This is a genomic window from Mitsuaria sp. GD03876, from assembly GCF_029840635.1.
Lineage (GTDB): Bacteria > Pseudomonadota > Gammaproteobacteria > Burkholderiales > Burkholderiaceae_C > Roseateles.
Map to the genome: position 1 here is coordinate 113,833 of NZ_JAOCCU010000005.1, position 14,046 is coordinate 127,878.

Below are 14,046 nucleotides of genomic sequence, written 5' to 3' on the forward strand. Positions count from 1 at the left end.
CGCCCATGAACGCCAGGACGCCCGGCGAGGCCGGCGACGCGTTGCCGGTCGCCGAACTGCGCCAGCGCTTCAAGGCCGGCAAGCAGGCGCTGCTCGAGGACTTCGCGGCCGCCGGGACCAGCGTCTCCGCCGCCACGCGGCTGATGCGGCAGCTCGCTCGCCATGTCGACGCCACCTTGCGCGCGCTGTGGACCGAGTCCGGCATCGCCGCGGCCGCGCCGCAGGCGGCGCTGGTCGCCGTCGGCGGCTACGGGCGCGGCGAGCTGTTCCCGCATTCGGACGTCGACGTCCTGCTGCTGCTGCCGGACGCCCTGCCCGACGGCGTCACGCCCGACCAGCCCGGCCCGCTCAAGCGCGCGATCGAGGCCTTCATCACCGCCTGCTGGGACATCGGGCTGGAGATCGGCTCCTCGGTGCGCAGCGTCCAGGAATGCCTGGACGAGGCCGCCGGCGACGTCACGATCCAGACCTCGCTGCTGGAATCGCGCTGGCTGGCTGGCGCGCGGCCGCTGGTGCGGCGCTTCGACCTGGCCTTCCACGCGGCGCTGGATCCTCGCGCGTTCATGCGCGCCAAGACGCTGGAGATGCGCCAGCGCCACACGAAGTACGAAGAGACGCCCTACGCGCTCGAGCCCAACTGCAAGGAAAGCCCCGGCGGCCTGCGCGACCTGCAGGTGCTGATCTGGATCGCGCGCGGCGCGGGCCTGGGCAAGACCTGGCCCCAGCTCGCGGCCAAGGGCTTGATCACGCCGTTCGAGGCCCGCCAGCTGCAGCGCAACGAGGGCGTGCTCAAGACGATCCGCTGCCAGCTGCACCTGGCGGCCCGCCGGCGCGAGGACCGGCTGGTCTTCGACCTGCAGACGGCCGTGGCGGAGAGCTTCGGCTACGCGTCGACGCGCTCGCTGCGGGCCTCCGAGAAGCTGATGCGCCGCTACTACTGGGCGGCCAAGGCGGTCACGCAGCTCAACCAGATCACGCTGCTCAACCTGGAGGAGCAGATCAACGGCACCAGCGGCAACGAGCGCCGCCCGGTCAACGAGCGCTTCCTGGAGCGCAGCGGCATGCTGGAGATCGCCGCCGACGACCTGTACGAGCGCGAGCCGCACGCGATCCTCGAGACCTTCCTGATCTACCAGCAGACGCCCGGCATCAAGGGGCTGTCGGCCAAGACGCTGCGCGCGCTGTACAACGCGCGCGGCCTGATGAACAGCGCGTTCCGGCGCGATCCGGCCAACCGCGCGATGTTCATGCGCATTCTGGAGGAACCGCAGGGCCAAACCCACGCGTTCCGCTTGATGAACCAGACCTCGGTGCTGGGGCGCTACCTGTGGGTGTTCCGGCGCATCGTCGGGCAGATGCAGCACGACCTGTTCCACGTCTACACGGTGGACCAGCACATCCTGATGGTGCTGCGCAACATCCGGCGCTTCTTCATCCCGGAGCACACGCACGAGTACCCGTTCTGCTCGCAGCTGGCGGCGCAGGTCGACCGGCCGGCGCTGCTCTACATCGCCGCGCTGTTCCACGACATCGCCAAGGGCCGCGGCGGCGACCACTCGGATCTCGGCGCGGTCGAGGCCAGGCGCTTCTGCCGCGCGCACGGGCTGTCCAAGGCGGACGCGGCGCTGGTGGTGTTCCTGGTCGAGCATCATCTGACGATGTCGCGGGTCGCGCAGAAGGAGGACCTGTCCGATCCCGAGGTCATCCAGCACTTCGCCGCCCTGGTCAAGGACGAGCGCACGCTGACGGCGCTGTACCTGCTCACCGTGGCCGACATCCGCGGCACCGGGCCCAAGGTCTGGAACGCCTGGAAGGGCAAGCTGCTCGAGGACCTGTACCGGCTGACGCTGCGCGCGCTCGGCGGCGCCAAGCTGAACATGGCCGCCGAGATCGAGGCGCGCAAGCAGGAGGCGCGGCAGGAACTGGCGCTCAAGGCACAACTGCCGGGCACCGAGGACGCGTTGTGGAAGACGCTGGACCTGAGCTACTTCGCGCGGCATGACGCGCCGGACCTGGCCTGGCACGCGCGCGCGCTGTGGCGCCATGTCGCGGGCGAGGCGCCGGTGGTGCGCGCGCGGCCGTCGCCGGTCGGCGAAGGGCTGCAGGTGCTGGTCTACGCCCGCGACCAGCAGGACCTGTTCGCGCGCATCTGCGGCTACTTCGACGGCGCCGGCTTCAACATCCTGGATGCCAAGGTGCACACGACCCGCACCGGGTATGCGCTGGACACCTTCCAGGTCATCGCGCCGGAACTGGACCTGCACCACCGCGACCTGACCGCACTGGTCGAGTCCAAGCTCGGCCAGGCGCTGGTCGCGCCGGGCCCGCTGCCGGAACCGCGCAAGGGCCGGCTGTCGCGGCGGGTCAAGAGCTTCCCCTTCACGCCGCGCCTGTCGCTGCGGCCCGACGAACGCGCCCAGCGCTGGCTGCTGTCGGTCAGCGCGACCGACCGCGCGGGCCTGCTGTACGCGATCGCGCGGGTGCTGGCGCGCCATGGCATCAACCTGCAGCTGGCCAAGGTGTCGACGCTGGGCGAGCGCGTGGAGGACACCTTCCTGCTCGACGGCGCGGCCCTGCAGCAGAGCCGCCTCCAACTGCAGATCGAAGGCGAGCTGCTGGACGCCCTCGCCGTCCAATGAGCCAGTACCACGTCATCCCGTCGGCCGAGGCCTTCGCCCGGCTCGGCGGGTTCAGCACCGTCATCGACGTGCGCTCGCCCGGCGAGTTCGCCGAGGACCGGCTGCCCGGCGCGATCAACTGGCCGGTGCTCGACGACGAGGAGCGCCGCGTCGTCGGCACGCTCTACAAGCAGGATCCGCTGGAGGCCCGCAAGCTCGGCGCGGCGCTGGTGGCGCGCAACATCGCCGCGCACCTCGATGCCAACCGGCCGCTGATGCAGAAGCATTGGCGGCCGCTCGTCTATTGCTGGCGAGGCGGCCAGCGCTCGGGCGCGATGAACTGGTTCCTGAACCAGATCGGCTTCAAGTCGCTGCAGCTGGTCGGCGGCTACAAGGCCTTCCGCGGCGAGGTCATCAAGACGCTGGCGGAGCAGCCGGCGCGCTTCGACTTCGTCGTGCTGTGCGGCCGCACCGGCTCCGGCAAGACGCGGCTGCTGCACGCGCTCGCGGGCGCGGGGGCGCAGGTGCTGGATCTCGAAGCGCTGGCGCGGCATCGCGGCTCGGTGCTGGGCGCCCTGCCCGACCAGCCGCAGCCGGGGCAGAAGGCCTTCGATACCGCGCTGTGGCAGGCGCTGGTGGCGCTGGACCCGTCACGGCCGGTGTTCGTCGAGAGCGAGAGCCGCAAGATCGGCGGGGTGCAGACGCCCGAGGCGCTGCACCTGCGGCTGCGCCAGCACGGGCGCTGCGTCTGGATCGACATGCCCGAGGCGGGGCGCGTCCAGCTGCTGCTGGAGGACTACGCGCACTTCCGGGCGGATCCGGAAGGCTTCAACGCGCTCATCGGCGGGCTGGTCGCGCTGCGCGGCCGGGAGCGGGTGCAGCGCTGGCAGGGAATGGCGCGGGACGGCCAGTGGGCCGAAGTCTTCGGCGAACTGATGCGGGATCACTACGACCCGGGTTATGAGCGCTCGCTGACGAATCACTTTCCGCGACTTGCCGACGCGCCGCGGCTCACGCTGCTGGACGGCAGTGCCGACGAGACCCGTCGGACCGCGGAGCAGCTCATCGCGTTGGCTGGCGAGTAAGGCAAGGTCCTCGCCGAGGTCCTTCGGCGACCCTCACCCCGGCCCTCTCCCGCAGTGCGGGAGAGGGAGTTGCGGGAGACCGCGTTGGCCATTCCACGATAGCGAGCCGGTCCCACATGACTCCCTCTCCCGCACCGCGGGAGAGGGCGGGGGGTGAGGGTCCCCCGAGTCCGCTCAGACGGCCAGCAGTTCCACTTCGAACAGCAGCGTCGCGTGCGGCGGGATCACGCCGCCGGCGCCGTACGCGCCGTAGCCGAGTTCCGACGGGATCACCAGGAAGCGGGTGCCGCCGACCTTCATGCCTTGCACGCCCTCGTCCCAGCCCTTGATGACCTCGCCCGCGCCCAGGTGGAAGCGGAACGGATCGCGGCGGTCCTTGGACGAGTCGAACTTGCGGCCGCGCTGGCCGTCCTTGTAGAGCCAGCCGGTGTAGTGGACGGTGACGCGCTTGCCGGCCTCGGCGACGGCGCCCTCGCCTTTCTTGACGTCCTCGAACTGCAGGCCGCTGGCGGTCTTGGCCAGGTTGCCCAGCGTCAGCGGCTCGGCGCCGCCGGACACGCCCAGCAGCTCCACCTCGAACATCAGCGTCGCGTTCGGCGGGATCACGCCGCCCGCGCCACGCGCGCCGTAGCCCAGCTGCGGCGGGATGACCAGCACGCGCGTGCCGCCGACCTGCATGCCCTGCACGCCTTCGTCCCAGCCCTTGATGACCATGCCGCCGTCGAGTTCGAACTCGAACGGCTCGCCGCGGTCCTTGCTGGAGTCGAACTTCGTGCCCTTCTGGCCGTCCTTGAACAACCAGCCGGTGTAATGAACCTTCACGTCCTGGCCGGCGCGGGCGGTGGCGCCGGTGCCCGGCGTGGTGTCGTCGTATTGCAGGCCGCTGTCGGTCGTTTTCATCGGAGGGTTCCTCACAAGCAAAACCGCGATCATGCCAGCCGTTGAAGGCCCTGTTCGGTGCGCTGGCGCGCGCCCCACGCCTGTACGGCGTGCGCCAGCCAGTCGGACATCGCGCCGGCCGCGCTCGGCGGCAGGCCCAGCCGCGCGCCCGCGCGGCGCAGCGCCGCCAGCGGGTCGGCCAGGTCCAGCGCCCGGGCGCCGTTCTGCTTGGAGAGCTTTTCCCCGTTCTCGCCCAGCACCAGCGGCGTGTGCAGGTAGCGCGGCGTCGGCAGCCCCAGCAGCTGCTGGAGGCGGACCTGGCGCGGCGTGTTGTCGGCGAGGTCCTCGCCGCGCACGACGTCGGTGACGCCCTGCCAGCCGTCGTCGACGACCACCGCCAGCTGGTAGGCCCAAAGCCCGTCGGCGCGCTTCAGGACGAAGTCGCCCACCTCGTCGGTCAGGTCCTGCGACTGCGCGCCGAGCCGCCGGTCCCGCCAATCGATCCGCAGCGGCGCGTCGTCCTCGACGGTGGCGGTGCTGCGCAGCCGCCAGGCCCGCGCGGGCTTGCCGCCCAGGCCATGGCGGCAGGTGCCCGGATAGACGAGTTCCCCGTGCCGCGACTTGCGCTCGCCGCGCGCCGCGATCGCCTCGGCGATGTCCTTGCGCGAGCAGCCGCAGGGATAGGCCCAGCCGGCCGCGACCAGGCGCTCCAGCGCCGCCTGGTAGGCCGCGCCGCGCCGGGACTGCCACACCGGCGGCGCATCGGGCAGCAGGCGCACCTGGGCGAGCTGCGACAGCACCGTGGCGTCCGCGCCCGGCGGACAGCGGGGACCGTCGACGTCCTCGACGCGGATCAGCCAGCGCCCGCCGTGCGCGCGGGCGTCGAGCCAGCTCGCCAGCGCGGCGACCAGCGAGCCCTCGTGCAGCGGCCCGGTCGGCGACGGCGCGAAGCGTCCGACGTACCGCCGGGCTGCCGGCGCCTCGCTCACAGCAGCAGGCCCTCGTGCTGCTCCAGCAGCGAGCGGCGCGTCGCCTCGCTCTTGAGCCGCTCCAGCCACCAGGCGAGCGCCTTGGCCGGCCGGTGGCCGGTGTTGCGCCATGCGTAATGCATCGGCGAGATCCGCTTGCCCTGGAAGGTCTCCTTCATCACCAGGCGTCCCGCGTCGACGTGCCGGCGCACCATCGGCGTCGGCAGCGAGCCCACGCCCAGGCCGCGCAGCATCGCCTCGAGCTTGATCGCCATCGACGGCACCGTCAGCACCTCCTGCCCGGGCACCACGCCCACCGTGATCGGCGCCAGGCTGCGCGCCGTGTCCGCGACCGCGACGATGCGGTGCCGCGCGATCTCGGCCGAGGTCAGCACGCCCTCGAACGGCGCCAGCGGATGGTGCGGCGCGACGCAGAAGACCATCTCCATCGGCCCCAGCACCTCGCAGACCACCGAGCTGCCCGGCGGCTGCGCGCTGGTGCCGATCGCCAGGTCGGCCTGGCCGGAGATCAGCGCCTCCCAGGTGCCCGACAGCACCTCGGTGCGCAGCTTGAGCCGAGTGGGCGGCGGCTTGCCGTCCTCGGCCTGCTGGTAGAAGGCTTCCATCAGGTCGAAGATCGCGCGCCGGGCGATGGCGTCGTCGAAGGCGATCGTGAGTTCGCTCTCCCAGCCGGTGGCCACGCGCTTGACGCGGTTGGCGACCGCATCCATCTCCTGCAGCAGCCGGCGGCCTTCGGTCAGCAGCTCGTGGCCGGCGGCCGTCAGCACCGCCTGGCGCGAACTGCGATCGAACAGCAGCACGTCCAGCGCGTCCTCCAGCTGCCGCACCGAGTAGGTCAGCGCCGACGGCACCTTGCCCATCTCCCGCGCCGCCGCCGCGAAGCTGCCGCTGCGCGCGATGCTGTCCATCATGGCCAGCGCCTCGGGCGTGAGCACCCGTCGTTTGTCTTGCTGTGACATCCCTTCATCTTATTTGAATGCTGGCTTCAAGGCCTCTCCCCCTCGACGGAGGCGGCCTTGCCTACAGTGAACCCATCGCAAACACAGCGGCCCGGCGACGGGCCAGACAAGGAGCATTCAAATGCGTGAAGTCATCAAGTCCTCGGATCGCGGCTATGCGGACCACGGCTGGCTGAAGAGCTTCCACAGCTTCTCGTTCGCGGACTACTACAACCCGCGCCGCATGGGCTTCGGTCCGCTGCGGGTGATCAACGAGGACCGCATCGCCGGCGGCACCGGCTTCGGCACGCACGGCCACCGGGACATGGAGATCATCAGCTACGTGCTCAGCGGCGAGCTGGCGCACCAGGACAGCATGGGCAACGGCAAGCCCGGCGGCGCCAACGCCGGCGTGATCCGCCCCGGGGACGTGCAGCGCATGAGCGCCGGCACCGGCGTGATGCACAGCGAGTTCAACCACTCCAAGGACGGCCAGACCCACTTCCTGCAGATCTGGGTCATGCCGGACCGCCAGGGCGTGACGCCGGGCTACGAGCAGAAGCATTTCGCCGACGCCGACAAGCGCGGCCGCCTGCGCCTGGTGGCCTCGCCGGACGGGGCGCAGGACTCGGTGTCCCTCCACCAGGACGCGCGGCTGTACGCCGGACTGTTCAACGGCGATGAACGCGCGACGCTGCCGCTGGGCGCGGACCGGCTGGGCTACGTGCACGTGGTGCGCGGCCAGGTGAGCGTCAACGGCGAGGCGCTGACCGCCGGCGACGCGCTGCAGCTGGCCAAGGAGGACCGCGTGTCGATCGACGCCGGCCAGGACGCCGAGGTGCTGGTGTTCGACCTGCCGGTCTGACGCGCCCGCCGGCGCGGCGCCGGAACCGCGCTTCCGGCGCCTGGCACTGGGGCGTCCTGCACGGGGCAGACCCGCCGCATGTCGCGGCGGGTCGTCGCCTCAAGGAGTGCGCCGATGCTGTCTGGTCCGCTGCCCCTGCCCGCCCACGCCACGCCGGATCCCGGCCCCGAGGCCGCCGCCGGTTCCGTCCTCTCCCTGTTCACGGCGCTGGCCCGGCTGCTGGTGTCGATGGACGCATGGCCCGAGGACCATCACATCCGGCTGGACGGCTCGGGACAGCGCGCGCCGCCGGTCATCGGCCGGGTGACCGCGGCCCGCCAGGTGATCGATGTCCTGTTCGATCCCACGACCGGCCAGTTCCTCAGCCTGGCGGTGCAGCCGACGGCGGTCGATTGGCCGGCCGGCCTGGGCGTGGCGTCGGCCGAGGGCAGCTTCCTCGGCGCGGTGGTCAAGGGACTGGCCGGGTCGGTCGCTGCGGCGTTGCTGCAGTCGCCGCAGCTGGTCGAGGTCTGGTCCGGCGCCGACCCTACACTGGCGCGATGCAATCGCTCCGACAACTGCTGGCAGCGCTCCCCCCGCTCGACTGGGTGGCGCTGTGCCTGTTCTTCCTGACCTGGGTCGGCTACGCGCAGTTCTCCAAGCGCCATGCCGAGGAGCGCGGCTCGCTGCTGGCGATCACCAACCGCGTGCGGCGGCAGTGGATGCTGCAGCTGACCTACCGCGAGATGCGGGTGCTGGACGGCGCGGTCAGCCAGGCGCTGCTGTCCAGCCCGTCGTTCTTCGCCTCGACGACCATCCTGATCATCGGCGGCCTGCTGGCGGCGCTGGGCGCCAGCGAACAGACCAGCGCGATGGTGCTGGACCTGCCGTTCACGGTGAAGACCAGCACGCTGGTCTTCGACCTGAAGCTGGCGCTGCTGACCGGCATCTTCGTGTACGCCTTCTTCCGCTTCACCTGGAGCATGCGCCAGTACACCTTCGGCGCGCTGCTGGTGGCCTCGGCGCCAGAGGCGAGCCAGTTCCTGGAACTGGAACCCGGCGCGCGCGAGGAATTCGCCGACCGCGCCGGCGCGGTCGTCGGCATGGCGGCCGAGGCCTTCAATGACGGCTTGCGCGCCTACTACCTGGCCTTCCCGGTGGTGGGTTGGTTCTTCTCGCCATGGGCGCTGATGCTGGCCGCGGCCGGCGTCGTCTACGTGCTGTACCAGCGCGAGTTCCGCTCCGAGGTGCTGGCCAAGCTGCGGGCCTGAGCGCCGGGGCCGGCCGGGCGGACCCGGCCGCCGCGCCGCCGGCCCGCGGCGGTCGTCAGTGCACGACCCGACCGAAGCTGAACGCGCCCGGCTCGCCGCCCGGGGCGTGCTCGACGCTCACCGGGATCACGTCCTTCGGGCCGAAGCGGCCCTGCAGGATCAGCTTGGACAGCGGGTTCTCGATGCGCTGCTGGATCGCGCGCTTGAGCGGCCGCGCGCCGAAGACCGGATCGAAGCCGACCTTGGCCAGCTCGTCGAGCGCCTCGTCGCTGACGTCGAGCTTCATCTCCAGCTTCTCGAGCCGCTGCTCCAGCTGCTTGAGCTGGATGCGGGCGATGGACTTGATGTGCGTCGCGCCGAGCGCGTGGAAGATCACCGTCTCGTCGATGCGGTTGAGGAACTCGGGCCGGAAATGCGCCTTGACCTCGCCCCACACGGCCTCGCGGATGACCTCCTCGGGTTCGCCCTGCAAGGCCATGATGTGCTGCGAGCCCAGGTTGGACGTCATCACGATCACGCAGTTCTTGAAGTCGACGGTGCGGCCCTGGCCGTCGGTCAGCCGGCCATCGTCGAGCACCTGCAGCAGCACGTTGAACACGTCCGGATGCGCCTTCTCGACCTCGTCGAGCAGCAGCACGCTGTAGGGCTTGCGGCGCACCGCCTCGGTCAGGTAGCCGCCCTCGTCGTAGCCGACGTAGCCCGGCGGCGCGCCGATCAGCCGGCTGACCGAGTGCTTCTCCATGAACTCGCTCATGTCGATGCGCACCAGGTGGTCCTCGCTGTCGAACAGGAAACCGGCCAGCGCCTTGCACAGCTCGGTCTTGCCCACGCCCGTCGGGCCCAGGAACAGGAAACTGCCCAGCGGCCGGTTCGGGTCGGACAGGCCGGCGCGCGAGCGCCGGATCGCATCGGCGACCGCGACGATCGCCTCGTCCTGGCCGACGACGCGCTCATGCAGCTTGCCCTCCATCTGGAGCAGCTTGTCGCGTTCGCCCTGCATCAGCTTGGACACCGGGATGCCGGTGGCGCGGGCGACGACCTCGGCGATCTCCTCGGCGCCGACCATCGTGCGCAGCAGCTGCGGGACGGTCTTGTCCCGGGCCTTGCCGGCTTCCTTGGCCTGGGCCTCGTTCAGGCGCTTCTCCAGCTCGGGCAACTTGCCGTACTGCAGCTCGGCGACCTTGTTGAAGTCGCCCTTGCGCTTGAGCTCCTCGATCTGGAACTTGATCCGGTCGATCTCTTCCTTGACGTGGGCGGAGCCCTGCGCCTGCGCCTTCTCGGCGGTCCAGATCTCCTCGAGGTCGTTGTACTCGCGCTGCAGCTTGAGCAGCTCCTCCTCGATCAGCGTGAAGCGGCGCTGGGAGCCCTCGTCGGTCTCCTTGCGCACGGCCTCGCGCTCGATCTTGAGCTGGATCATGCGGCGGTCGAGCCGGTCCATCGCCTCGGGCTTGGAGTCGATCTCGATCTTGATCTTGGCGGCGGCCTCGTCGATCAGGTCGATGGCCTTGTCGGGCAGGAAGCGGTCGGTGATGTAGCGGTGCGAGAGCTCGGCCGCGGCGACGATGGCCGGGTCGGTGATCTCCACGCCGTGGTGGACCTCGTACTTCTCCTGCAGCCCGCGCAGGATGGCGATGGTGGCCTCGACGCTGGGTTCGTCGACCAGCACCTTCTGGAAGCGGCGCTCGAGCGCGGCGTCCTTCTCGACGTACTTGCGGTACTCGTCCAGCGTGGTGGCGCCGATGCAGTGCAGCTCGCCGCGGGCGAGCGCGGGCTTGAGCATGTTGCCGGCGTCGATGGCGCCCTCGGCCTTGCCGGCGCCGACCATCGTGTGGATCTCGTCGATGAACAGGATGATGCGGCCCTCGTCGGCGGCGACTTCCTTGAGCACGGACTTGAGGCGTTCCTCGAATTCGCCGCGGAACTTGGCGCCCGCGAGCAGGCCGGCCATGTCCAGCACCAGGACGCGCTTGTCCTTGAGCGACTCGGGCACCTCGCCGTTGACGATGCGCTGGGCCAGGCCCTCGACGATGGCGGTCTTGCCGACGCCGGGTTCGCCGATGAGCACCGGGTTGTTCTTGCTGCGCCGCTGCAGGACCTGGATGGCGCGGCGGATCTCGTCGTCGCGGCCGATGACCGGGTCGAGCTTGCCCTGGCGGGCGCGTTCGGTCAGGTCGAGCGTGAACTTCTTCAGCGCCTCGCGGTTGCCTTCGGCTTCCTGGCTGTCGACCTTCTGGCCGCCGCGCACCGCCTCGATGGCGGTTTCCAGCGCCTTGCGGGTCAGGCCGTGGCCGCGCACGACGCCGGCGAAGTCGGACTTCGCGTCGGCGAGCGCGAGCAGGAACATCTCGCTGGCGATGAAGTGGTCGCCGCGCTTGGCGGCTTCCTTCTCGGCGGACTGGAACAGGCCGACCAGGTCCCGGCTGGGCTGGACCTGCTGGCCCTCGCCCTGGACCTGCGGCAGGCCGGCCAGCAGCGTGTCGGTGGCGGCCTTGAGGGCCGGGACCTTGACGCCGGCGCGCTCCAGCAGCGCCTTGGGGCCCTCGTCCTGGGCCAGCATCGCGGCCAGCACGTGGGCCGGTTCGATGTAGGGGTTGTCGCTGGTCACCGCGAGGCTTTGGGCCTCGGCCAGCGCTTCCTGGAATCGGGTGGTGAGCTTGTCGACTCGCATGGGTGAAATACCTCCGTTGCGGTCCCAGGTAGGACTGTGGCCCTAATTTTCAAGAGCAGCCTTTCGCAGCAAGGCTCGTGCCCAGTCGCTCAAGCCGACGTCAGCATCCGCATGACCTTGAGCCCGACCGCAGCGGCGGCCAGCGATCCGACGACGTGCGCGCCGGAATGCGCGAGCGCCATCAGGAACTCCCCGCGCTGCAGCAGCGACAGCGATTCCCCGGAGAACGAGGAGAAGGTCGTCAGCCCGCCAAGGAAGCCGGTCACCAGCAGCAGCTTGAGCAGGTCGTCGGGATAGCGCCCGAACCATTCGAGGGCCATGCCGATCAGGAAGCCGCCGATGAGGTTCACCATCAGCGTCCCGAGCGGGAAGCCCTGCCACTTCGTGTTCAGCCACACGCCCGCGCCCCAGCGCGCGAGCGCGCCGCCCGACGCCCCGACGGACACCGCCGCCACCTGCACCCAGCTCATCGACCGTTCCCCGCCACGTTGATCCCCCAGCGCGCGAGGGCCTCGTCGTCCGAGACCCGCGCGTCCACCCAGCGGGCGCCGTCCGGCCCGTGTTCCTTCTTCCAGAACGGCGCCTGCGTCTTCAAGTAGTCCATCAGGAACTCGCAGGCCTCGAAGGCCTGGCCGCGGTGCCGCGAGCTCACCAGCACCAGCACGATCTGGTCGCGCGGCCGCAGCGCGCCGACGCGGTGGATCACCCGCGCGCCGCGGATGTCGAAACGCCGGAAGGCCTCGTCGATCATCGATTCGATCGAGGCCTCGGTCATGCCGGGGTAGTGCTCGAGCTCCATCAGCGAGACCGGCGTGCCGTCGGCGCCGTCGCGCACCGTGCCGACGAAGCTCACGACGGCGCCGATGCCGCCGTCCTCGGCGCGCAACGCCAGCGTCTCGGCCGAGAGATCGAAGTCCTCGGTCTGGACGGAGACGCGTGGGCGTGCGGGGACGGGCGAGTTCATCCGGAGATTGTGGCATCGGGCCGCGGGCCGCCGAGGCGCTCGCCACGTGCCACCGATTCAAGTGGGCGATTCGATTCACATCGGTGGGCGCCGGGACGATTCGCACCTGCCCGAGCCATTTCGAACGGACGCCCGGCGCCCGAGGATTTGCGCCTGCTCCACTTCAAGGTACGACATGGCCATCTCCCCACAACTCGATGCCGTGCATCGCCTGATCATCGAATGCCATCGCGAGTACTTCGAGGAGAGTCCAAGCCCCGCGAAGGTGCAGAAGCTCTGCTACTACGCGCAGGGATACAGCCTCGCGAAGAACCGCGAGCTGTTTCCCGACGACTTCGAGGCATGGCAGAAGGGCCCGGTCGTGGCGGACCTGTATGCCAGGTACAAGGACCACGCCTGGCGCCCGATCGAGACCCGATGGGAAACGCCACTTGAGGAGGCTGCGGGCTTCGACCTCGTGCGCGAAGTGGTCGGCGCCTACGGGCAGTACGACGCCGCGGCGCTGTCCAACATGACGCACCTGGAATCTCCTTGGATCGACGCGCGCGCTGGCATTCCGGACAACGAGGGCTGCCAAGCCCTGATCCCCAAGACCTCCCTGCAAGCGTTCTTCAGGACGTCAACGGGAACTCATCACGAGTTTCCGCTGCAGACCCTCGACAGGATCATGACGAAGCTGAGCAAGGAGGGCGGCGCTTCCGACCCCTGCGCTGAAGCGAGGCGCATCGCCCAGACCGCGTTCGAGGTCAGCATGGGCAAGAACCAAAGCACCGAGGAGGTCATGCAGCTGAAATCCGGCGCTCACGGCGAACTCCTGCGGATGAAGCAGCGGATCGACGCGCTGATCGCCGAGAACAACCAGTTGGCTCGCGACTTCGACGAACTCATGGAGCAATGGGTCGCTCGCTGATCGTCAGGGACAGATCGCGGGACTCCTTGATGCCTTCTTGACACCCCGGCGCCAGGTCTTGCTGCCGCCTTGACGACGCCGTCCCTACGCTGGAGTCCTCGCAACCACGGCGCGCGCCCTGACGCCCGCCCCTTCGCATGAAACCGGTGTTGATCCTCCAGCACGAGCCCGCGCAAGGCCCCGGCTACCTGCTCGAGTGCCTGCGCGCGCGCGACGTCCCGGTGCACCTGCTGCGCCCCGACCTGGGCGACACCCTGCCCCGGACCGCCTCCGCGTTCAGCGGCCTGGTGCTGCTGGGCAGTGACCACAGCGTGCACGACGGCACGCCCTGGATCCGCGCGGAACAGGCCCTGCTGATCGACGCGCTGCGCCTGAGCCGCCCGGTGCTCGGGCACTGCTTCGGCGCGCAGCAGCTGGCACGGGCGATGGGCGCCGGCGTGGCGCGCAACGCCCGGCCCGACATCGGCTGGCGCGAACTCTGGATCACCCCGGCCGCCCGGCCGCTGTTCGGCGGCGAGGACCGGCTCCTGAGCTTCAACTGGCACTACGACAGCTTCCAGATCCCGACCGGCGCGACCCGCACGCTGTTCGGCTCGAACTGCCTGAACAAGGGCTTCTCGCTGGGCCCGCACATCGGCCTGCAGAGCCACCTCGAAGTGACCGAGCAAGGCCTGCGCGACTGGTGCGCCCATGGCCGCGAGGAGCTCCGCGCCGGCCGCAGCGTGACGGTGCAGAGCGAGGGCCAGATCCTCGCCGCGCTGCCCGAGCGCCTGGCCCGCCTGCGCTTGGCCGCGGCCTGCGTGTACCGGCACTGGATCGGGCAGCTCGACCGGCCGCCGGCCTTCGGCGGCCTGCGCGCCGCCTGACGCGCCGGTCGGCG

The 14,046-nt window shown here is 70.4% G+C and carries 13 protein-coding genes and 1 pseudogene; 7 read left to right on the forward strand and 7 right to left on the reverse strand.

What is annotated here, in order from left to right:
• Positions 1-5: 5 nt before the first annotated feature.
• Together N5D62_RS05080 and mnmH are read left to right on the forward strand one after the other, a co-directional pair.
• Entirely contained in the window at positions 6-2,639 is a 2,634-nt protein-coding gene (locus N5D62_RS05080) for a [protein-PII] uridylyltransferase (protein WP_279756540.1), read from the forward strand.
• Complete coding sequence (mnmH, locus tag N5D62_RS05085) at positions 2,636-3,703, forward strand: tRNA 2-selenouridine(34) synthase MnmH (protein WP_279756542.1); 1,068 nt, start codon at positions 2,636-2,638, stop codon at positions 3,701-3,703. Before N5D62_RS05080 ends, mnmH begins: the two co-directional genes overlap by 4 nt.
• A gap of 174 nt (positions 3,704-3,877) precedes the next feature.
• Here the strand turns inward: mnmH and N5D62_RS05090 are convergent, their stop codons facing one another.
• The 4 genes and pseudogenes from N5D62_RS05090 to N5D62_RS05105 form a co-directional block, all read right to left on the reverse strand.
• A complete protein-coding gene (locus N5D62_RS05090; RefSeq protein ID WP_279756619.1) occupies positions 3,878-4,225 on the reverse strand; it encodes an FKBP-type peptidyl-prolyl cis-trans isomerase in 348 nt (115 codons plus the stop codon).
• A 33-nt stretch (positions 4,226-4,258) separates the two neighbouring features.
• Positions 4,259-4,603, reverse strand: a pseudogene (locus N5D62_RS05095) (FKBP-type peptidyl-prolyl cis-trans isomerase); the annotation flags it as partial.
• 29 nt (positions 4,604-4,632) lie between these two features.
• Entirely contained in the window at positions 4,633-5,571 is a 939-nt protein-coding gene (gene gluQRS / locus N5D62_RS05100; RefSeq protein WP_279756543.1) for a tRNA glutamyl-Q(34) synthetase GluQRS, read from the reverse strand.
• A complete protein-coding gene (locus tag N5D62_RS05105) occupies positions 5,568-6,530 on the reverse strand; it encodes a LysR substrate-binding domain-containing protein (RefSeq protein ID WP_279756544.1) in 963 nt (320 codons plus the stop codon). The genes gluQRS and N5D62_RS05105 overlap by 4 nt, the downstream gene beginning before the upstream one ends.
• Positions 6,531-6,651: 121 nt before the next feature.
• Here N5D62_RS05105 and N5D62_RS05110 point away from each other — a divergent pair, with 121 nt between their 5' ends.
• The 3 genes from N5D62_RS05110 to N5D62_RS05120 all read left to right on the forward strand — a co-directional run bounded on the left by N5D62_RS05110 (position 6,652) and on the right by N5D62_RS05120 (position 8,624).
• Complete coding sequence (locus N5D62_RS05110; RefSeq protein WP_279756545.1) at positions 6,652-7,374, forward strand: pirin family protein; 723 nt, start codon at positions 6,652-6,654, stop codon at positions 7,372-7,374.
• A gap of 114 nt (positions 7,375-7,488) precedes the next feature.
• Positions 7,489-7,986, forward strand: a complete 498-nt coding sequence (locus N5D62_RS05115) for a hypothetical protein (RefSeq protein WP_279756546.1) — start codon at positions 7,489-7,491, stop codon at positions 7,984-7,986.
• Complete coding sequence (locus N5D62_RS05120; protein ID WP_279756547.1) at positions 7,914-8,624, forward strand: DUF599 domain-containing protein; 711 nt, start codon at positions 7,914-7,916, stop codon at positions 8,622-8,624. Before N5D62_RS05115 ends, N5D62_RS05120 begins: the two co-directional genes overlap by 73 nt.
• A gap of 55 nt (positions 8,625-8,679) precedes the next feature.
• Here the strand turns inward: N5D62_RS05120 and clpB are convergent, their stop codons facing one another.
• The 3 genes from clpB to N5D62_RS05135 all read right to left on the reverse strand — a co-directional run bounded on the left by clpB (position 8,680) and on the right by N5D62_RS05135 (position 12,256).
• Positions 8,680-11,292 (reverse strand): ATP-dependent chaperone ClpB, encoded by a 2,613-nt coding sequence (gene clpB, locus N5D62_RS05125; RefSeq protein WP_279756548.1) that lies wholly within the window; start codon positions 11,290-11,292, stop codon positions 8,680-8,682.
• Positions 11,293-11,381: 89 nt separating this feature from the next.
• The gene (gene crcB, locus N5D62_RS05130; RefSeq protein WP_279756549.1) at positions 11,382-11,762 is read right to left on the reverse strand and encodes a fluoride efflux transporter CrcB; all 381 of its coding nucleotides are present in this window, start codon (positions 11,760-11,762) and stop codon (positions 11,382-11,384) included.
• Positions 11,759-12,256: a molybdenum cofactor biosynthesis protein MoaE gene (locus tag N5D62_RS05135; RefSeq protein WP_279756550.1), complete on the reverse strand. Its 498-nt coding sequence runs from the start codon at positions 12,254-12,256 to the stop codon at positions 11,759-11,761. Before N5D62_RS05135 ends, crcB begins: the two co-directional genes overlap by 4 nt.
• A 175-nt stretch (positions 12,257-12,431) precedes the next feature.
• On the opposite strand from N5D62_RS05135, the gene N5D62_RS05140 reads away from it, so the two are divergent.
• Positions 12,432-13,166 carry a type II toxin-antitoxin system antitoxin SocA domain-containing protein gene (locus N5D62_RS05140; protein ID WP_279756551.1) on the forward strand — a complete coding sequence of 245 codons (735 nt, stop codon included), beginning with the start codon at positions 12,432-12,434 and terminating at the stop codon, positions 13,164-13,166.
• 137 nt (positions 13,167-13,303) lie between these two features.
• The gene (locus N5D62_RS05145) at positions 13,304-14,032 is read left to right on the forward strand and encodes a type 1 glutamine amidotransferase (protein WP_279756552.1); all 729 of its coding nucleotides are present in this window, start codon (positions 13,304-13,306) and stop codon (positions 14,030-14,032) included.
• Positions 14,033-14,046: the final 14 nt, after the last annotated feature.